The organism is Curtobacterium sp. ZW137, assembly GCF_003762905.1.
Classification (GTDB): domain Bacteria; phylum Actinomycetota; class Actinomycetes; order Actinomycetales; family Microbacteriaceae; genus Curtobacterium.
In genome coordinates this window covers 719667-737524 of record NZ_RJKS01000003.1, presented here as the reverse complement: position 1 = coordinate 737524, position 17858 = coordinate 719667, and the positions used below count along the sequence as shown (strand labels likewise).

21 protein-coding genes are annotated in these 17858 nt (G+C 70.8%); 2 read left to right on the top strand and 19 right to left on the bottom strand.

All coding sequences use genetic code 11. The features are described from left to right. Nucleotides 1-69 precede the first annotated feature (69 nt). From EDF55_RS13165 to EDF55_RS13130, 8 genes are all read right to left on the bottom strand, one after another. Entirely contained in the window at nucleotides 70-1761 is a 1692-nt protein-coding gene (locus tag EDF55_RS13165; protein ID WP_123655391.1) for an MDR family MFS transporter, read from the bottom strand. Next, complete coding sequence (locus tag EDF55_RS18850) at nucleotides 1758-2378, bottom strand: TetR/AcrR family transcriptional regulator (RefSeq protein ID WP_165931309.1); 621 nt, start codon at nucleotides 2376-2378, stop codon at nucleotides 1758-1760. The genes EDF55_RS13165 and EDF55_RS18850 overlap by 4 nt, the downstream gene beginning before the upstream one ends. A gap of 56 nt (nucleotides 2379-2434) precedes the next feature. Further along, complete coding sequence (locus EDF55_RS13155) at nucleotides 2435-2917, bottom strand: GNAT family N-acetyltransferase (protein WP_243698171.1); 483 nt, start codon at nucleotides 2915-2917, stop codon at nucleotides 2435-2437. Between the two features lie 70 nt (nucleotides 2918-2987). Continuing rightward, entirely contained in the window at nucleotides 2988-3674 is a 687-nt protein-coding gene (locus EDF55_RS13150; RefSeq protein WP_123655390.1) for an HAD family hydrolase, read from the bottom strand. Nucleotides 3675-3813: 139 nt separating this feature from the next. Further along, entirely contained in the window at nucleotides 3814-4386 is a 573-nt protein-coding gene (locus EDF55_RS13145) for a DUF3618 domain-containing protein (RefSeq protein ID WP_123655389.1), read from the bottom strand. Further along, nucleotides 4383-4826: a phage holin family protein gene (locus tag EDF55_RS13140; RefSeq protein WP_123655388.1), complete on the bottom strand. Its 444-nt coding sequence runs from the start codon at nucleotides 4824-4826 to the stop codon at nucleotides 4383-4385. The genes EDF55_RS13145 and EDF55_RS13140 overlap by 4 nt, the downstream gene beginning before the upstream one ends. Then, nucleotides 4823-5605, bottom strand: coding sequence for a hypothetical protein (locus tag EDF55_RS13135; protein WP_123655387.1), 783 nt, complete (start codon nucleotides 5603-5605; stop codon nucleotides 4823-4825). The genes EDF55_RS13140 and EDF55_RS13135 overlap by 4 nt, the downstream gene beginning before the upstream one ends. Nucleotides 5606-5716: 111 nt before the next feature. Then, nucleotides 5717-6334 carry a helix-turn-helix domain-containing protein gene (locus tag EDF55_RS13130; RefSeq protein ID WP_395870324.1) on the bottom strand — a complete coding sequence of 206 codons (618 nt, stop codon included), beginning with the start codon at nucleotides 6332-6334 and terminating at the stop codon, nucleotides 5717-5719. Between the two features lie 57 nt (nucleotides 6335-6391). On the opposite strand from EDF55_RS13130, the gene EDF55_RS13125 reads away from it, so the two are divergent. Next, entirely contained in the window at nucleotides 6392-7378 is a 987-nt protein-coding gene (locus EDF55_RS13125) for an NAD(P)/FAD-dependent oxidoreductase (protein WP_123655385.1), read from the top strand. Here EDF55_RS13125 and EDF55_RS13120 read toward each other — a convergent pair. The 5 genes from EDF55_RS13120 to EDF55_RS13100 form a co-directional block, all read right to left on the bottom strand. After that, entirely contained in the window at nucleotides 7363-8040 is a 678-nt protein-coding gene (locus tag EDF55_RS13120; protein WP_123655384.1) for a pentapeptide repeat-containing protein, read from the bottom strand. The genes EDF55_RS13125 and EDF55_RS13120 overlap by 16 nt on opposite strands. A 29-nt stretch (nucleotides 8041-8069) precedes the next feature. Further along, the gene (locus EDF55_RS13115) at nucleotides 8070-8474 is read right to left on the bottom strand and encodes a DUF6314 family protein (protein ID WP_123655383.1); all 405 of its coding nucleotides are present in this window, start codon (nucleotides 8472-8474) and stop codon (nucleotides 8070-8072) included. Nucleotides 8475-8483: 9 nt separating this feature from the next. After that, entirely contained in the window at nucleotides 8484-9512 is a 1029-nt protein-coding gene (locus EDF55_RS13110; RefSeq protein WP_123655382.1) for an NAD-dependent epimerase/dehydratase family protein, read from the bottom strand. Beyond that, nucleotides 9509-10711, bottom strand: coding sequence for a zinc-dependent alcohol dehydrogenase (locus tag EDF55_RS13105; protein WP_123655381.1), 1203 nt, complete (start codon nucleotides 10709-10711; stop codon nucleotides 9509-9511). The genes EDF55_RS13110 and EDF55_RS13105 overlap by 4 nt, the downstream gene beginning before the upstream one ends. A gap of 64 nt (nucleotides 10712-10775) precedes the next feature. After that, entirely contained in the window at nucleotides 10776-11663 is an 888-nt protein-coding gene (locus tag EDF55_RS13100) for an aminoglycoside phosphotransferase family protein (RefSeq protein WP_123655380.1), read from the bottom strand. Between the two features lie 45 nt (nucleotides 11664-11708). Between EDF55_RS13100 and EDF55_RS13095 the strand changes: the two genes are divergently transcribed. Then, nucleotides 11709-12074: a nuclear transport factor 2 family protein gene (locus EDF55_RS13095; protein ID WP_123655379.1), complete on the top strand. Its 366-nt coding sequence runs from the start codon at nucleotides 11709-11711 to the stop codon at nucleotides 12072-12074. A 30-nt stretch (nucleotides 12075-12104) separates the two neighbouring features. Here the strand turns inward: EDF55_RS13095 and EDF55_RS13090 are convergent, their stop codons facing one another. From EDF55_RS13090 to EDF55_RS13065, 6 genes are all read right to left on the bottom strand, one after another. Beyond that, nucleotides 12105-12692, bottom strand: coding sequence for a hypothetical protein (locus EDF55_RS13090; RefSeq protein WP_123655378.1), 588 nt, complete (start codon nucleotides 12690-12692; stop codon nucleotides 12105-12107). Nucleotides 12693-12815: 123 nt separating this feature from the next. Beyond that, complete coding sequence (locus EDF55_RS13085) at nucleotides 12816-13442, bottom strand: DNA alkylation repair protein (protein WP_185017381.1); 627 nt, start codon at nucleotides 13440-13442, stop codon at nucleotides 12816-12818. Continuing rightward, a complete protein-coding gene (locus tag EDF55_RS13080) occupies nucleotides 13439-14275 on the bottom strand; it encodes a sulfite exporter TauE/SafE family protein (RefSeq protein ID WP_123655376.1) in 837 nt (278 codons plus the stop codon). Before EDF55_RS13080 ends, EDF55_RS13085 begins: the two co-directional genes overlap by 4 nt. A gap of 22 nt (nucleotides 14276-14297) precedes the next feature. Continuing rightward, complete coding sequence (locus tag EDF55_RS13075; protein WP_123655375.1) at nucleotides 14298-15392, bottom strand: type I restriction endonuclease; 1095 nt, start codon at nucleotides 15390-15392, stop codon at nucleotides 14298-14300. 165 nt (nucleotides 15393-15557) lie between these two features. Further along, complete coding sequence (locus tag EDF55_RS13070) at nucleotides 15558-16277, bottom strand: NYN domain-containing protein (protein ID WP_123655374.1); 720 nt, start codon at nucleotides 16275-16277, stop codon at nucleotides 15558-15560. Nucleotides 16278-16601: 324 nt separating this feature from the next. Beyond that, nucleotides 16602-17795: a peptidoglycan DD-metalloendopeptidase family protein gene (locus EDF55_RS13065; RefSeq protein ID WP_123655373.1), complete on the bottom strand. Its 1194-nt coding sequence runs from the start codon at nucleotides 17793-17795 to the stop codon at nucleotides 16602-16604. Between the last annotated feature and the right edge of the window lie 63 nt (nucleotides 17796-17858).

Below are 17858 nucleotides of genomic sequence, written 5' to 3'. Positions count from 1 at the left end.
GCGACCCGCAGACGGACGGGAGGCCCGGTGCCAGCTGGCACCGGGCCTCCCGTCCGTGGATGGTGACGACTACTCGTCGTGCCGGGCCGTCGGGACCGACCCCGTGCCGGAGCCGACCGACTCCGTCGGACGCTCCGCGCCGCGCTGGGCACGCTCGAGCTCGTCCGCCTCGGCACCACCGACCGCCTCGCCGCGGGCGACCATGCCGGCCACGTCCGCGAGCTTCATCTGCGGGATGAACAGCGCGAGCACGAGCGCCACCGCGATGAACGGCAGCAGGTACCAGAACACCGGGGACAGCGAGTCGGCGTAGGCGTTCACGATGCCGTCCTGCACCGCCTCGGGCAGCTTCGCGAGCTGCGTCGGGTCGATGCTCGCGCTCGCACTCGCCGCCTGCGACGCACTGCCGCCGGCGCTCGTGAAGACGTCGGTCAGGGACTCGGTCAAGCGCGAGGTGAAGATCGCACCGAAGACGGCGACGCCGAGGGAGGCGCCGACCTCGCGGAAGTAGTTGTTCGTCGAGGTCGCCGTGCCGACGTGCTCCGGCGCCACGGCGTTCTGCGCCACGAGGACCACGACCTGCATGATCAGACCGAGGCCGGCGCCGAACACGAACAGGTACACGCAGATCAGCCAGATCGGGGTGGCTGCGGCGAGCGTCGTCATCCCGAGCATCGCCAGGCCGACGACGATCGTGCCGATGATCGGGAACGCCCGGTACCGGCCCGTCTTCGTGATGAGCGTGCCGGAGAGGATCGAGGTGCCCATCAGGCCGACCATCATCGGCAGCATCAGGAGCCCGGAGACGGCGGCCGAGGTGCCCGACGCCATCTGCAGGAACGTCGGGACGAAGCCGATCGCGGCGAACATGCCGAGCCCGAGCACGAAGCCGATCGCCGTGGCGGTGACGAACGTGCGGTTCCGGAAGAACGACAGCGGGATGATCGGGTCCTGGGCCCGCGCTTCGGTCAGGACGAACAGCGCTGCGGCGACGATGAACCCGGCGCCCCACGCCCAGGTCTCGAGCGCACCCCAGCCGTGGTCGCTGTTGCCGCCGAACTCGGTGAAGAACACCAGGCACGCGGTCGTCGCGGACAGCAGCGCGACCCCGAGGACGTCGATGCGCTTGGTCGCCTTCTTGCTCGGCAGGGTCAGCGCGAACCAGGCGACGGCGAACGCCGCGATCCCCACCGGGATGTTGATCCAGAACGCCCAGTGCCAGGTCATGTGGTCGACGAAGAACCCGCCGAGGAGCGGGCCACCGACGGCGGAGAGGCCGAAGATCGCGCCGAGCGGGCCGAGGTACTTGCCGCGCTCGGACGCGGGGACGATGTCCGCGATGATCGCCTGGGACAGGATCATCAGACCGCCACCGCCGAGGCCCTGCAGCGCGCGGAACACCACGAACTGCCAGAAGCCGGTCGACATCGCGCAGCCGAGCGACGCCAGCGTGAAGAGCGCGATCGCCACGAGGAACAGGTTGCGGCGGCCGATGACGTCACCGAACTTGCCGTAGATGGGCATCACGATCGTGGATGCCAGCAGGTACCCGGTCGTGATCCACGCCTGGTGCGCGACGCCACCGAGGTCGCCGACGATGGTCGGCATCGCGGTCGACACGATGGTCTGGTCGAGGCTGGAGAGCAGCATCCCGGCGATGAGGGCGGAGAAGATGATCCAGATGCGGCGCTGGGTCAGCAGCAGTGGTCCGTCGCTGCCCGGGCGTGCGCGCTTGGCGGTCCGCGGCGCTGAGGTGCTCATGGGGTGTCGTCCTGTCCGGTGGTGATGGCCGCCCTCATGAGGCGGAGGTTCGTGGTGAGCAGTTCGTCGAACGGCGCGCCCGTCGACTCGTCGTAGTCGTCGTCGAAGTAGTCGGCGGCGGTCACGCGGAGCAGCCCCGCGGCGGACTCGGTCACGAGCCGGGCGCGCGGATCGTCGGGGACGGTCCAGCCGAAGCGTTCCCGCACCGCTTCCGCGACCTTGGCGAGCTGCACGTCGGTCGCCGAGAGGAACCGGGCGACCAGCGCCGGCTCACGCTCGAAGACCCGGCGGACGAGGGCTTCGTCCGCGCGGTCGAGTCCGACGGTGCGCACCTGTTCGACGGCGAGCGCGACGACGGACGTGAGCGGGTCGAGGGTCGCCGGGACCACTTCGCCGCGGGCGTAGGCCAGCAGCATGTCGACGTTCGCGTTGAGTTCGATGCCGAGGACGGCGTCTTCCTTCGAGGCGAAGTGGTTGAAGAACGTGCGACGGGAGACTCCGACGGTCTCGCAGAGCTGCTCGATCGTGAACCCGTGCAGACCGTCGGCCACGGTCGACCGACGTGCTTCGACGATCATGCGGCGACGCAGCGCGCGGGTGCGTTCAGCGGTACTCACCGAGCAAGAATTGCACTCCGGTCACCAGAGTGCAATTCCTCGTGGAGAGTTCCCAGCTACAGGGCCTTGTCGAAGCAGAACGACCAGGGCATCGTCGCCGCGTACGGCTCGTAGACCGGGATCGCACGCCAACCGGTCTTCTCGTAGAGCGCGACCGCGTCCGGCTGCTTGTCCCCGGTCTGCAGGATGAGCCGCGCGGCCCCCTGCTCACGGCCGACCCGCTCGCACTCGTCGAGCAGCGCGGTCGCCGCACCCTTCCCGCGGGCGGAGGACAGCACGATGAGGCGCTTCAGCTCGACCTCGTCGCGGAGACGGCGGACGGCGATGTGGCCGACGGCCTCGCCGGACTCGTCGATCGCGAGCAGCGAGGTGATGACCGTGGAGGGATCGACCGCGAGCGCGCGGTTCCGTTCTTCGGTGACGGCCGGGTCCTCGTCACCGGCCGAGGAGCCGTACCGCTCGTGCATCTCCTCGTCCATGCGGGCACGGAGGACGACTCCGCGAGGGTCGTCCCAGCTGACGCGTTCGATCGTGATCACGATCGACGATCCTCCCACGACCGAGCAGGAGCGAGCGAACCCCACCGGTTCCCGTGGAGGCCGCGAACGCTCACGGAGCCGGTTGGTCGAGTGCGCCGATCGGCGAGTCGTCGAGTCCCGCGAGCAACGCCGCCGCGTCGTCGTACACCGCAGCGGCGCCCGCCTCCCGCAGCTCGTCGCCGCCGATCCCGCCGGTCATCACCGAGACGCACGGGATCCCGACCTTCGAGGAGGCCTCCACGTCCCACATCGCGTCACCCACCATCACCGCACGGGACGGCTCGACCCCGACCTTGTCCAGCGCGACCTGCATGATCCCGGGGGCCGGCTTGGCCTCGTCCACGTCCTCGGAACTCGTCACCGCGGTGATCCACTGCTCGACGTCGAGCACCTCGCGGAGCCGTTCGAGCTCGGACGCCGGGGCGCTCGTCGCGAGCACCACCGCGTGCCCACGGGACGCGACGGCCTCGAGCAGGTCACGGGCACCCGGCAGCGGGCGCAGGAACGGCATGTGCTCGGCGTAGTACGCCGTGTGGTGCTGCTTCGCGGTGTCGCGCTCGTCGTCGGAGGCATCCGGCAGCAGCTCCTCGAGGAGCCGCGAGGAGTCCATCCCGATCGCCCGGTGGATGCGCCAGGCGTCCACTGAGGCCCCGATCGCCCGGAACGCGCGCCACCAGGCGTCGACGTGGGCGTAGTTGGAGTCGACGAGCGTGCCGTCGATGTCGAACAGGACTGCGGTCGTGGGAGCGTCTGCCATCCGTCCAGCGAACTCCCGACGTGCTCGGGACCGGTCCAGCGAGCGCGACGCGACCAGACGACGGAGCCGCGACCAGGCGACGGACGGGAGGCACGGCGCCAGCTGGCACCGTGCCTCCCGTCCGTGCCGTGCTCCGGCCTCAGGCCCCGCGGACGTCGTCCGCGGACTGCTGCGCGTGGTCCTCCACGTCGGACGCGGCGCCCTGCGCCTCGTCCTTGACGGTCTGGGCCGCGTCCTGCGCGGTCCCCTTGAGGTCCTGCGCGTGCTCCTTCGCGACGTCACCGAGCTGGGAACCGACGTCCTTCGCCTGCTCCTTGACCTCGTCGACGAGGGGTGCTGCGCGGTCCTTGAGCTCACCGGCCAGCTCCTCCTCCTTGGACGAGGTCGGGATGAGCGACGATGCGAGCCACCCGGCGCCGAACGCGATCAGCCCGACGGCGAGCGGGTTACCCTTGGCCTTCTCGACGCCACGCTGGGCGACGTCCTTCGCCTGGTCGGTCGCACCCGAGGCGGACCCCGAGGCACTCGACCGTGCCGAGTCCGCCGCGCCCATCACGGAGTCGCGGACGCCCTGGAACCGGCTCTTCACCTTCTCGGTCTGGCGGTGGGCGATCGAGGACGGGCTGACCTTGTCGGCGAGTGCGTCGACGTCGGAACCCAGGGTCCCTCGTGTCTGTTCGATCTCTCTGCGGATCTCGTCTGGCGTGCTCATGCGTTCCTCCCGGTGTTGGGCTTCAGTGCGTCGGGGATCTCCTTGGCCGTCTCCACGGTCTGGGGAACACCCTTGATCTGCTGCATCTGCTTGCGTCCCAGCAGCGCGAGGATGCCGGCGACGATCGCGTAGACCACCGCGATCACGACTGCCGACCACGCGTTGCCGATGAGGTAGCCGAGACCCCACCAGGCGGCGATCGACAGGAACAGCAGGGCGAACAGCGCGGTCAGGCCCGCACCGCCGAACATGCCGGCGCCCTTGCCCGCCTTCTTCGCGGACTCGGTGATCTCGGCCTTCGCCAGCGCGACCTCCTGCCGGAACAGGCTGGAGATGTCGCGAGAGACGTCGGTCAGGAGTTCGCCGAGCGGGGTGCTCGCGGCGCGTTCCTCGGGGCTCGGTTGGCCCGTCGGTGTCGCGCCGGGGACGGTGTGGCTCATACGCCGCTCCCGGTCCCGGTCCCGGTGGTGCCGTCGCCGGTGATGTCGGCTTCCTTCTCGTGCTTGACCTCGGTCGCGAGCGCCTTGGTGAGCCGTCCGGCGAGGATCCCGGCGCCCGCGGCGAGCGCGATGAACGTGCCCGGGCGCTTCGCCGCGAAGGACTTCACCTCGTCGAGGAGCGAACCCGGGTCACGGTTCTCGAGGAACCCGGCGACCGAGTTCGCACGGCCGGAGAGGTCACGGACGACCTTCGACGCAACGCCCTGCTCGTCGTCGTTCTCCGCCATGCGGCCGAGCTGGTCGCTGATGCTGCGCAGTCCGCCCGCGGCACGCTGCTGCTGTTCGGCTGCCTGCTGCTTGAGGTTCTCGGATGCCTGGCCGTAGAGCTGCTTGGCGTGGTCGGTCGCTTCGGAGGCGACCTTGGACGCCTGTTCCTTGGCGGTGCCGGCGACGTCGGACGCCTTGGCCTTCGCGTCACCGGCGACGTCCTGGGCTGCACCCTTGGCCGCATCGGCCTTCCCGCTGCCGTCGCCGCCGCTGCCGGCAGCACTCGGCGTCGCGGGCAACTGCTCGTTCGCGGGGACGGGGTCGAACGCCTCGTCGACGGTCAGGTCGTCGACGGGGTCTGCGGCGAGGTCCGCGTCGCGGCCTCGGTCGAGCGGTGTCGTGTTCGCCCAGGAGGGCACGGTCACGCCGGGACGGATCTCATGGCCGTCCGCAGCGGCCGTCCGGTCGTGGATCGGGGTCCCGGAGTCGTTCCCGGGCGGGGTCGTCGTCATGGTGGGCCTTCCGGATCGATGACCGCGGGCGCTGCACCCGCGGCGGTACCGACCGACCATGCGCGCTGCTCGATGGTCAGCGGCCCAGGATGGCCTCGGAGCGCACCGGGCTCAGCGCACGGGCCGCGCCCGCACGTGTGCCCGCTCCCCCTGCGGCCCGTACAGGCAGAGCACCTCGGTGACCTCGTCGGTGACGTTGCCGATCCAGTGCGGCGTGTGGGTGTCGAACTCCACGACCTCGCCGGGCCCGAGGTCGAGGTCGCGTTCCCCGAGGAGCAGCCGGAGCCGCCCGGACAGCACGTAGAGCCACTCGTACCCCTCGTGCGTCCGCAGGTCGGGTTCGCCGCCGGGCGAGTTCGGCGGGAACAGCTGCTTGAACGACCGCACACCCCCGGTCCGCCGGGTGAGGGGCACCACCACGCGGCCGCCGTGCACCTCGGGCTGCAGGTGCACCCGCGGGTCGCCGGTCCGCGGCGCTCCGACGAGGTCGTCGAGCGGCACCTGGTACGCCCGCGCCAGCGGCAGCAGGAGCTCGAGGGTCGGCTTCCGCTGTCCCGACTCGAGCCGCGAGAGCGTCGACACCGAGATGCCCGTCTCCGTCGCGAGGGCCGCGAGCGTGACGTCACGTCGCTGCCGCAGGGTGCGCAGTCGCGGCCCGACCCCGTCGACGACCTCGGCCGTCGTGCGCGGGGTGGGGCGGGCCTCCCGTCCGTGGTCCATGCCGGTCATGTTGCCATACCGGCAAGGATCGTTGCCGGATGCGCGCCCACACCGCACGATGTCGGCATGCGTGACACCTACGACGTGATCGTCATCGGCGGCGGAGCCGCCGGCCTCTCAGCAGCCCTCATCCTCGGCCGGTCCCGCCGATCCGTGCTGGTGGTGGACGCGGGCGAACCCCGCAACGCCCCGGCGGCGGGCGTCCACAACTACCTCGGGCAGGAGGCGACGCCTCCCCGGGACCTCACCAGGACCGGTCGGGACGAGGTCGCGCGGTACGGCGTCGACGTCATGGCCGGGAGGCTCGTGGCCACGTCCGCCACGCCCGTCCCCGACGGCGACCCGGTCGGCTTCACGGCCACCCTCGACTCCGGCGAGCAGGTGCACGCCCGTCGGGTCGTCGTCGCCTCCGGCGCCGTAGACGTCCTGCCGGACGTGCCGGGGCTCGCGGAGCAGTGGGGCCGCGGCGTCGTGCACTGCCCGTTCTGCCACGGGTGGGAGATCCGCGACCGCCGCATCGGGGTGCTCGTGACGACGCCGTTCGGGGCGCACCAGGCGTTGCTGTGGCGGGCGCTGAGCGAGCACGTGACGGTGTTCGCGACCGAGCCCGGGCTCGTCGACGACACCGCCCGTGCTGGTTTCGACGCCCGGGGCATCAAGGTGATCGACGGCGCGGTGGCCCGGGTGCTGTCGACGGACGGCGTGCTGACGGGCGTGGCGCTCGGCGACGGCGCCGTCGTGGACCTCGACGCCCTGGCTGCTGCGAGCACCGCCGAGGCACGGGTCGACGGCCTCGAGGGGATCGGACTCGTCGCCGAGGACTTCCGGATGGGCGACTTCCGGGTGGCCGGCGCCGTCACGGTGGACCCGACGGGGCAGACCTCCGTGCGCGGGGTCTGGGCCGCGGGGAACGTGGCGTCCCCGATGGCGACGGTCATCGCGTCGGCCGCTGCCGGCACCCAGGCGGGCGCCGCGGTCCACGGCGACCTGGTGCAGGCCGACCTCGCCGCCGCGCTCGCGCGGTCCGGGGTGTCTGCCTACTCCACGCGGTAGCCGGCCTGCGCGGCGAGCAACGGGGCGAGCGTGTAGAGCTGGTCCGCCGCGATCGTCGCGCCGCGGAAACCCTCGAGTCGTTCGACCCGGTCGAGGTCGGCGCCGCGCAGGTCCACGTGGTCGATGCGGGTGTTCGAGCCCTCGGCCGCACGGATCCGGGTGCCCTCGAACGACACCCGCAGCAGCCGGGCGTCGGCGATGTCGAGCTCGTCGATGACGCAGTCGCGGAACACCACGTCGGTGACGGTCGCACCGCGGAGGTTCACGAACCCGAGCTTCATCCCGACGAACTCGACGCCGTTCAGCCCGGAGTCGTACAGCTCCGCGGAGCCGACCCGTCCGCCGCCGATCCGGACTTCACGCCAGGAGCTGCTCGACGCGCGGAGCACCGGGGCGTCGAGCGCTTCGATCACGGTGTCGTGGACCCGCACGCCCCGGAGGTCCGCCCCGTCGGCGTGGAGTTCCTCGACGACGCACTCCTCGATCTCGAGGTCGGGCAGCCGCTCCCCCGCGATGTCGAGCGACGCGATCCGGCGCCCGTCGATGCGGTCCCCGGTGAGCACGTCGCCGGGGCCGGGCGCCCAGTCGGTGAGGTCACCGGGTTCGGTGAGGGTGATCCGAGGAGCGTCGGTGCCGGAGGACTTGCCGGAGGTGCGTGCCATGCACCCAGTCTGTCGGGTGCGGCCGACGTTCAGCGCGCCGGGGTGAGCACGCTGTCGAGGCGGTAGTCCTTCGCGGGACCGCGCGCCTCCCACCGGACGGTCCACCGGTCGACGTCCCCCGCGAGCACGCCCGTGTACTCGTCCGGCGCGCAGTCGTGCACCACGGTGGTGCCCCACACCCAGTCGTGGAACGGCCTGCCGTCGGCGAAGTGGACGGTCCAGCGGTCGTCCCCGGTGCGGCGCACCAGGAGCTCCCGGGAGACCGGTGTCGAGCGGCCGTCGAACGCCATCGTGCCGGTCTCCGTCCACGACACCGTCGAGTCGTCCACCGCTCGGAGCAGTGTCCTCCCGGTCACGCGACCGGTCGTCCCCGCGCGGCGGTCGAGCACGGCGCGGTCCAGTGCCCAGTCGCCGAGCAGGTCCGGAGGCAGCACCGGGCCAGGCTACCCGTGCAGGGGACCCGACCCCGGGACGCTCGTGCCGTCCGCGAACCCGGCCACCAGCTCACCGAGCGCGTCCGTGGAACGGTGCCGGGCCTCCCAACCGAGTTCCGTGCGCGCACGCTCGGTCGACATCACCGGGACGGACGCCGCGATGTCCACCCAGCCGGCGTCGGTCGGCTGGATCCGGAGCCGCCACGTCAGCGTCACGATGCCGCGGATCAGCCGGAACGGTACCCGGACCGCGCCGCGCATGCCGAGGACGGCGGCGATGCGCGGCGGGGTGAGCACCGGCGAGGCGGCGATGTTGAACGCGCCACCCGCACGCTGGTCGACCACCCGCCAGTAGGCGTCCGCGACGTCGTCGGCGTGCACCGCCTGGAACACGAACGCGTACGGCAACGGCAGGACCGCCCACTGGATCCACCGGACGGCGCGCATCGGGATGAGCTTCCCGAGGAACAGTCCACGGATCTCCGCCGCGGCCGCACGCTGGAAGATGAGCCCGGGACGCAGCCGCGTCACGACGACCTCCGGGTGCTCCCGCGCGAAGGCGTCCATCGCCCGCTCGTTCGCCGCCTTGTGGATCGCGTACGTCGCCGTCGGGATGCCGTCTGCCGGCCAGGACTCGTCCTTGCGGTCCCGCTTGCCGTCGACGTCGACGCCCCGGTACGCGCCGACGGACGAGGCGACGACGACCTGCGGCACCTCGGCAGCGGCGACCGCGGCCAGGACGTTCGCCGTCCCGACCACGTTCGTCCGGTGCTGCGCGGGGATGTCGTGCGTGGGCTGGAGCGCCCACGCCAGGTGGATCACCGCGTCGGCACCACGGAACACCGCGGCGAGCTGCGACACCGCATCGGGCGCGCCGACGTCGACTGCGTGCCACACCGCGTCGCCGTACGGCGCGGTGTGCACGTCGGGCAGACGCCGGGCGACCCCGACGACCTGCAGGTCCTGCTCCGCGGCGAGCCGGCGGAGCACGGCCGTCCCGACGTTGCCGGTCGCACCGACGACGACGACCCGGGTCATGCGGCGGCCGACGCGGCCATCGCCGGGTCGAGCACGACCTTCACGCAGTCGTCCTCCTTCTTCTGGAAGACCTCGTACATGTGCGGCGCGTCCTCGAGCGAGACCCGGTGGCTCGTCAGGTCGAGCGTGCCGAGCGGGTCCGACGGGTCGGAGACGAGCGGCATGATGTCGTCGATCCAGCGCTTCACGTTGCACTGCCCCTCACGGATGGTGATCTGCTTGTCGAACAGCGTCATCATCGGCATCGGGTCGGCCATCCCGCCGTAGACACCGCTCAGCGAGACGGTGCCGCCGCGGCGGACGAGGTCGATCGCGGTGTGCACGGCTGCGAGCCGGTCCACGCCGGCGGTCTCGATCGCCTTCTGCGCCAGCTTGTCGGGCAGCAGGCCCGCGGCACGCTGGGCGAACCCGGCGACCGCGTTGCCGTGCGCCTCCATGCCGACCGCGTCGACGACGCCGTCCGGTCCGCGACCGTCGGTGAGGTCGACGAGCTGCGCGACGACGTCCTTGTCGAGGTCGAAGGTCTCGACGCCGTACTTCGCGGCGAGGTCACGGCGCACCGCCTCGGGCTCGACGGCGAGCACCCGGTAGCCGAGGTGCTTGCCGATGCGGGCGGCGAACTGTCCGACCGGGCCGAGGCCGAGCACCGCGAGGGTCCCGCCCTCGGGCACGCCGGCGTACTGCACGCCCTGCCACGCCGTCGGGAGGATGTCACTGAGGAACAGCCACCGGTCGTCCGGGGTGCCGTCGTCCGGGATCACGATGGGGCCGTAGTCGGCGTGCGGCACGCGGAGGTACTCGGCCTGGCCGCCGGGGACCTGGCCGTACATCTTCGTGTAGCCGAAGAGCGCGGCGCCGCTGCCGTACTCCGTCACCTGGGTGGTCTCGCACTGGGACTGCAGGCCGTGCTGGCACATCCAGCAGTGACCGCAGGAGATGTTGAAGGGGACGACGACACGGTCGCCCACCTTGAGGTTGGTGACCGCGCTGCCGACCGCCTCGACCACGCCCATCGGCTCGTGGCCGAGGACGTCGCCCTTGTCGATGTACGGGCCGAGGACCCGGTACAGGTGGAGGTCGGAGCCGCAGATCGCGGTCGAGGTGATCCGGACGACCGCATCGGTCGGCTCCTGGATCGTGGGATCGGGGACGGTCTCGACGGACACCTTCTCGGTGCCCTGCCAGGTCAGTGCGCGCACGGTGGGCGCTCCTCTCGTCGCGGTGTGTGTGCCTTCCCGTCTACGCGCTCGCGTCGTGGCGGCTTCACAGCGCCGGGTCGTCGAGGGCCGCGGCCAGGACCGCCTCGTGACCAGCGCGGTCACCGGGACCGGCGCTGCCGGCCAGCATGATGAGCGACTTCCAGAGGGCCCAGCCGCGTCCGCGCGCCCAGGTGCCGTCGTCGAGACCGACGGCGTCGCGGAAGACCCGCCGGGCCGGCCGGTCGAGGAACGTCCACGCGAGCACCAGGTCGCACGCCGGGTCGCCGACACCGCACGTGCCGAAGTCGATGAGCGCGGAGAGCCGCCCGGCCCCGTCCACCAGCAGGTTCGTCGGGGCGACGTCGCCGTGGAACCAGACGCCCGGTCGGTCCCACCTGCTCGCGCACGCCGCTGCCCAGACACTCCGGCACGCAGCCTGGTCGACCGTGTCCCCGAGCGCCGCGAGTGCCCGCTCGACCTCGTCGCCGTAGACCGACGGGTGTGCGCCACGGTGGAACGAGTGCGCTCCCGCGACGGGACCGTCCGCCGGCGGGACCGTCCGGAGCTGCCGGAGGACCGCGCCGACGTCCTCGGCGAGCGCCGTCAGGTCGGGGTCCGCTCCGGCCGCGACCCGGCCCGGCAACCACCGGCGCACCGACCACGGGAACGGGTAGCCGCTGCCCGGCCGTCCGATGCCGACGGGTTCGGGCACCGGGATGCCGAGCCGGGGCGCGAGGTACGGCAGGACCCGCTGCTCCTTCTCCACCGCGGGGACGTAGCCCGCGGCGCTCGGGAGCCGCACCGACAGCGTGTCCCCGAGCCGGAAGGTGCGGTTGTCCCAGCCCTGCGGGACCGCCTCCTCGACGGGGAGCCCGGCCCAGGTGGGGAACTGCTCGGCGACGAGGCGCTCGACGAGCGCGGCGTCGATGACGGGCACCTCGGTGTGCGGCATGCGCCCATCGTCCCGGTCCGCGGCCCGGCCGTCTAGGCTCCGGGCATGGCGACGACCTCCGAGCTGCTGACCGCGAACCTCCACGACGTGTTCGGGAACCGGGATCCCGAGTCCCGGCGGGCGGCGATCGAACGCACCTTCGCCCCGGACGTGGCGTTCGTGGACCCCGACGAGACCGTGACCGGCTGGGACGCGCTCGAGACCAAGGCCGCTGCCCTCCTCGACGGCGCACCGGGTGCCTTCCAGTTCGTCGAAGAGGGGCGCCGCTACGTCTCCGCATCCCACGGCGCACTCGCCTGGGGCTTCGGCCCGGTCGGTGACCCGCAGGTCCGCGGCGTCGACGTCATCGAGGTGCGGGACGGGGTGATCGCGCGCCTGACGACGATCCTCGCGGAGGCGCAGCAGTCCTAGCGCGTCTGGCGCAGACGGCCCTGGCTCAGCTCACTTGACCTCCACAGCCCGTCCCGCACGCACGGAATTCCACGAATCGAGCCACGCCAGAACATCGATTCGGGGATGTTCGTCGACGTACGTCGCGAGCGCTCCGCGGTACTCGGCACTCGCCGAATAGGTGAGCACATCACGGCTCAGGTCGGCCTGTAGCTGCTTTATCAGCACGGGCATCGGGGCAGAGTTCGAACCTCCGATGCGTTGTGACGCCTGATAGCTGAACTCGGCGAGAAGGAGTCGAAGCAAAGGCTCGTCTCCGTTTGAATCCAGCGCGGAGGAGAGGAGGTTCCGCTCGGTTTCCGTCTCGACGAAGAAGTCGGTCTTGGCATCCGGCGACTTCGTGTCGATGCCGCCGCCGTCAAAACGGTCGAGTCGCTCGATGACCATCCGCAGTGCGTCGATTCGTCGCTGCTGACGCTGCCGTTCAGTTTCGAGCTCCCGTTCCTGCCTCCGCTGGCGGGCGGACGTCATGTTCACGACAGCCGCAATACCGATCGTTGCAAGGAGCGACAGCACAGCGACCGAGAGGACGAGCCAGTCGAACGAACGGACGTCCGAGACGTGGTTGACCGCGTCCACGAGGCCGTCGTGAGTGCTCTGGGTCGGAGGAGTCGGAACAGGAGTCACCGGATGAAGGTACAGATCGTTCCGTCCGAGCGAGAAGCAACACGCGAATGCGAGCAAAGATCGCTCTTTAGCGCGTCATCGTTGGCGCAGGCGGTCGCGTTCCGCGGTCGGCAGGTGTTCGGTCGCCGTCGCCAGGGCGTCCTTCGTCAGGAACCGCCCCTGGCGCTCCAGGAACGCGACGAGCGCCGGCTCCGAGGCGCGCTTCCCGACCTCGCGGAGGACCCACCCGAGCGCGGACTGCATGGTCTCACCGCGCTCACGCACCAGTCGCCCCACGACGGCGAGCGGCACGTCGGCGTCGCCCTGCTTCACGAACGCGAGCGTCGCCACCACCGCGATCCGCCGCACCCACGCGACGTCGGACTTCGCGAGGGCGAACAGCGGCCCGGTCGAGCCGCCGACCATCGGTGCGCCGACGAGTTCCTCCGCGGCGATGTCCACCAGGTCGGCACGGTCGATGCGCTCCGCCCGCGCAGCGCCGAGGTACTCCTCGGTCAGCTCGGGGTCCGGGCGACGCCGCATCGCCTGGACGAGGAGCACGACGGCCAGGAGCCGGGCGCCGGGGTCCTCGCTCCAGAGCAGCGCGGACCGCTCCCCCTCGTCGAGGTCCGCGAACCCCCGGGCCACGCGTCGCGCCGCCGCGACGTCGCCGGGCGTGCGGGCGAACGCGGCGAGCACGTCCTCGGCGGTCGTCACCCTCACCGGGTGCCCGTCGGGTCCTCGGCGGCACCCTCGAGCCCGCCGGGGCCGGGCGTCGCCGCTGCCCGCGCGGTCCGGAGGCCCCGCCGCACGACGATCACGGCGACCACCACCAGGAACCCGGCGAACAACCACGTCGCGACCTGGGGATCGACCGCCCGCGCGAGGAGCGCGCCGGCCGGGGAGCAGACCGCCGCGGTGATCCCGACGGTGAGGCCCACGCGCAGGTCCACCGCGCCCTTCCGCAGGTTCGCCACGGTCCCCGACACCGTCGTCGGGACCATCGTGAGCAGCGAGGTGCCCTTCGCGAGCAGGTCGCCCGCGCCGAGCGCGAGTTCCATGCCGGGCACGATCACGACCCCGCCGCCGACGCCCACCAGGCCGGAGAGCACCCCGGACAGCAGACCGATGCCGAGCAGGACGAGCGCCTCGACCAGGCCGAAGTGCACCGTCCCCTCACGCGAGGGGGTGTTCGCGAACAGGGAGACCAGCACGACGACGATGAACCCGACGAAGATCCACGGCAAGACCCGCAGCGAGATCGCGCGGAGCATGCGGGCACCGATCGGGGCGCCGACGACACTGCCGACCGCCAGTGTCAGCGCCGCGAGCCAGTGCACCTCGCCCCGCACCGCGTAGGTGATCGCGCCGACGACGGCCGCGGGCGCGATCGCCACGAGGGAGCTCGCAGAGGCGCTGCGCTGGTCCACGTGCAGGAAGGCCATCAGGGCCGGGACCACGATGACGCCACCGCCGACCCCGAACAGGCCGGAGAGGACCCCAGCGGCAATGCCGATCGCCACGAGCACGAGGAGTCGGGCGGCGCGGGAGTTCATCCCGTCCAGGGTACGGCCGGGGTCAGGCGAACTGCGCTACCGCGGTCCGGATAGCGTCCGCGTGCAGGTAGATGTCGTCGAGTGCGTCGATGGGATGCTTTGTCTCGACCTTGTTCTCGTCGAAGAGGCCAAGGTACTTCTGCTTCTTTCCGTTGAACCAGAGCCGCGCGATCGGCTTCCGGTTGTTGTCGTCGAGCAGGACCGCGAAGTAGGACTTCTGGTCGCGGTGCGCGATCCGGTCCGGCTTGACCTCGCTGCACGCGATCGCCTTGACGATCTGGTATCCCTCGAGCTCCTCGAGCGTCGTCTCGATCTCGGTGTCCCGGTCGATGTCGTCTTGGACCACGGACTCGCTGGAGACTGCTTCTTCGGAGGCCTCGACGCTCACCGGTGCCGAGTACGACGCTCCGAGGGCCGTCTTGAGGCGGTCGTTGACCTGCTCGTTGAGGTACTGCTTCGAGGCCTTCGCGACCAGGGCGGTGAACTGCACCTTCGCGTCCTGCGTGAACCGACCGTCATACACCCGGGTGGTGAAGAGCCGCACGAAGTCTTCTTCCGGCTCGCGGAACTGCGCCGCGATCGCACGCTTGATCGCGCCGACGTACTTCAGCTCTTCTGCAGCGCTGATCACCGAGTCCAGGTCGAAGACGTCCTTGGTGAGCTTGCGGAGTTCCGGCAGGAGGGTCTCGTCGATGTCCGCGAGGTCCAGCACGAGGAACGGGCGGTCGTCCATCTTGTTCGGAGCGTCGAGGTCCGTGTAGAAGTTGTAGACCTCGCCGTTCGTCAACACGGCGATCCGCGCGTTCGTGACCGAGAAGTAGCGGAACAGCTGCGAGGCGTGCTCGATCTTCAGTGGCTCAGTCGACTTCTTGCACTCGATGAGGATCTGCACTTCGCCGTCACGCATGATCGCGTAGTCGACCTTCTCGCCGCGCTTCACGCCGACGTCGGCCGTGAACTCCGGCACCACCTCGAGCGGATTGAACACGTCGTAGCCGAGGATCGTCGAGATGAACGGCATCACGAACGCGTTCTTCGTCGCTTCTTCGGTCTGGATCGCGTCCCGCTGGTTGTGCACCTTCGTCGCCAGCGCGGCGAGTCGCTCTTCGAACTCCACTGTTCTCCCTTGATCACTGCGACCGTAGTTGAACGCCCGTCAGCACCGAACGCCTCGACACCCCCCAGTTCGTGGGCCGTTCCGAACGGTTGCATACGGAGTACCAGTTGCGCGCCTTCATCGGGATGGTTAGCGTTGCAGTGCAACCCGGGGTGCCAGCAACGGCTAACCGGCGCGGGGCCCTTCTCCATCGAGAGGGGCCCTTGCACTTTGCCATCCGCGGGGTCGCGAGAAGGCCCCGAGCTCATCGAGGACACGGTCGGGGAACTGACTGTCGTGGAGCAATCCCTCTCGGAGGACTCGGACCTCGTCGGGGTGGATGTCCATCAGGGTGCGCGCCGCGCGTCCACTGGTCGGGACGATCAGCCCGACCCGCCGCCTCGCTCGACTGCGCACGAGGCGGAGCGCCTCGGCGAAGTCCGAGTCGTTCGACAGCAGGAAGTACGCATCGACCAGGTGCTCCATCGCGTCGCAGACCATGTGCGAGGCGAGGCTGACATCCGTCCCCTTCTCCTCGATCTTCCGCACACGGATCTGCCTCGGTGATCCGTCCTCGCCGATGTCGAGCGGCGACACTGCCATCCATCGCTTGTCGGATCGGAAGGTCCCGAAGTGCAGGGACACCGACGGCAGCGTTCCGAGCGCGCGGAGGTACGCCTCCTGGTTCTGAGGCGAACGTGGGTCATTGCCCTCGACATGACGAACACGCGCAGTGAAGTAGCGGATCTGCCCCACGTCGAACGTCGGCAAGAGCCGTTCGCAGAGCAGTTCGAGATCGAGCCACTTGAGGTCGTCGCGGCCCTGGAGCGCGCGGCGGAAGAGGTTGAAGCCGTCGACGTAGACCGCCGCGGTCGGCCTCGGAGCGATGCGGTCGAAGGTGCGCATCGGTTGACACTGTCCGATTGCGGCCCAGGGTGCCAAACATGTCGTATCCACGTGGTCGCGCTCGCACCCGGACCGCACCACGGATCCGGACCGTACCGCGCACCCGGGCCGCACCACGGCCCGGACGGGAGGCGCGGTGCCGGGCCGCCACGAGCCTCCCGGCCGGTGGTTGGTCACGTCGAGCGCGCGAGACGTGCCGAGAACCCGACGCTGAGATCGCAGGCTCTGTCGCCTGCTGTCTCAGGAGGCGACGAACAGTGCGATCTCAGCGGAAGCGGGCGACGCGCGCGCACCGCGAGCGCACCGCGCACGCGCACCGCGGCGTCAGCGGAAGTGCAGCTGCGTCAAGGGGTCCTTGAGCGTGCCGTTGATGCGCGTCTCGACGTGCACGTGGGGGCCGGTGGACTGGCCGGTGTTGCCCGACTTCGCGATCTCGGTCTTCGACGACACCACCTGGCCCTTCTTCACCTCGATCTTGCTGAGGTGCGCGGTGAGGACCGTCGTCAGCCCGTACTTCACGACGACGTAGTTGCCGAACGTCGCGTTGTTCGCGACGGTCTCGGTGACCGTGCCGCTCCCCGAGCCGTACACGGCGGTGCCGGTGACGACGCCCGCGTCGGCGCCCTGGTGGTAGCGCGGGGTGTGTCCGGCACCGCGGTCGTCGCCGAACTTCCCGGTGATCCGGGTGGACGCGACGGGCCAGAGCAGGCCGCTGACGGGGCGGGTCGACCAGACCCGGGTGTCCTTGCTGCCGTAGAGGACGACGTTCGAGTCGACCTGCACGAGGAGCTGACCACGTCCGGCGGTGGTGGTCTTCGACGACCAGAGCGCACGGTTGTCGGGTCCGTAGACGACCAGGCTGCCGTCGGTCTGCACGGACGCCCACGATCCCGGGTGCCCGTTGGTGCGCGATGCCCACGCGGCCTTGCCGTTCAGGTACTGCACCAGGTTGCCGTCGGCCTGCATCGTGAACTTCCGGGCGGAGCTTGCGTCGGAGCGCAGCACCGTGCCGGGCTTGATGACGTTGCCGGCGGTGACGCGGTCCTGGAAGTTCTGGAGCTGCCAGATGGTCCGCTTCACGGAGTCGCGCATCCGGAGGGACCCGTCGGGCAGCACGCCGAAGTCGTAGCCGACGTGGCCGGAGGTGCCCCACTTCGCGACGGTCTTCGAGCCGGAGCGGATCGAGAAGACGCCGTCGGTCCCGACGACAGCGACGGCCCCGGGGTACTTCGCGGTGTTCGACGCCCAGAGGACGGCGTTCCCGATCCCGTACTCGACGAGGTTGCCGTCGCCCTGCATGACGAGCCGGAACTGGCCGTTCGACGACGTCATGACGTCGCCGGGCAGCAGCTTGGTCCCTGCGGGGACGCTCGTCGAGACGACGGTCGATGCCCGGGCCGGCGCAGTGGTGGCTGCTCCGGCCGGTGCGGCGATGGCGATGCTGCCGGTCACGGCGATCACCGCTGCGGTGATGACGGCGGCCAGCCTGGTCCTGGTCGTGGTCGTGGTGATGCGCATGGTTCCCCTGTGTCGGCGGCTCTCCCTGACGAGCCGCGTGCGGACTGCCCGGTGCAGGCCGCC

Bases quoted from the DNA above. Each gene is read 5' to 3' on its own strand.
- EDF55_RS13165 (WP_123655391.1), bottom strand. From the start codon at position 1,761: ATGAGCACCTCAGCGCCGCGGACCGCCAAGCGCGCACGCCCGGGCAGC.
- EDF55_RS13150 (WP_123655390.1), bottom strand. From the start codon at position 3,674: ATGGCAGACGCTCCCACGACCGCAGTCCTGTTCGACATCGACGGCACG.
- EDF55_RS13145 (WP_123655389.1), bottom strand. From the start codon at position 4,386: ATGAGCACGCCAGACGAGATCCGCAGAGAGATCGAACAGACACGAGGG.
- EDF55_RS13140 (WP_123655388.1), bottom strand. From the start codon at position 4,826: ATGAGCCACACCGTCCCCGGCGCGACACCGACGGGCCAACCGAGCCCC.
- EDF55_RS13135 (WP_123655387.1), bottom strand. From the start codon at position 5,605: ATGACGACGACCCCGCCCGGGAACGACTCCGGGACCCCGATCCACGAC.
- EDF55_RS13130 (WP_395870324.1), bottom strand. From the start codon at position 6,334: ATGACCGGCATGGACCACGGACGGGAGGCCCGCCCCACCCCGCGCACG.
- EDF55_RS13125 (WP_123655385.1), top strand. From the start codon at position 6,392: ATGCGTGACACCTACGACGTGATCGTCATCGGCGGCGGAGCCGCCGGC.
- EDF55_RS13120 (WP_123655384.1), bottom strand. From the start codon at position 8,040: ATGGCACGCACCTCCGGCAAGTCCTCCGGCACCGACGCTCCTCGGATC.
- EDF55_RS13110 (WP_123655382.1), bottom strand. From the start codon at position 9,512: ATGACCCGGGTCGTCGTCGTCGGTGCGACCGGCAACGTCGGGACGGCC.
- EDF55_RS13100 (WP_123655380.1), bottom strand. From the start codon at position 11,663: ATGCCGCACACCGAGGTGCCCGTCATCGACGCCGCGCTCGTCGAGCGC.
- EDF55_RS13095 (WP_123655379.1), top strand. From the start codon at position 11,709: ATGGCGACGACCTCCGAGCTGCTGACCGCGAACCTCCACGACGTGTTC.
- EDF55_RS13080 (WP_123655376.1), bottom strand. From the start codon at position 14,275: ATGAACTCCCGCGCCGCCCGACTCCTCGTGCTCGTGGCGATCGGCATT.
- EDF55_RS13070 (WP_123655374.1), bottom strand. From the start codon at position 16,277: ATGCGCACCTTCGACCGCATCGCTCCGAGGCCGACCGCGGCGGTCTAC.
- EDF55_RS13065 (WP_123655373.1), bottom strand. From the start codon at position 17,795: ATGCGCATCACCACGACCACGACCAGGACCAGGCTGGCCGCCGTCATC.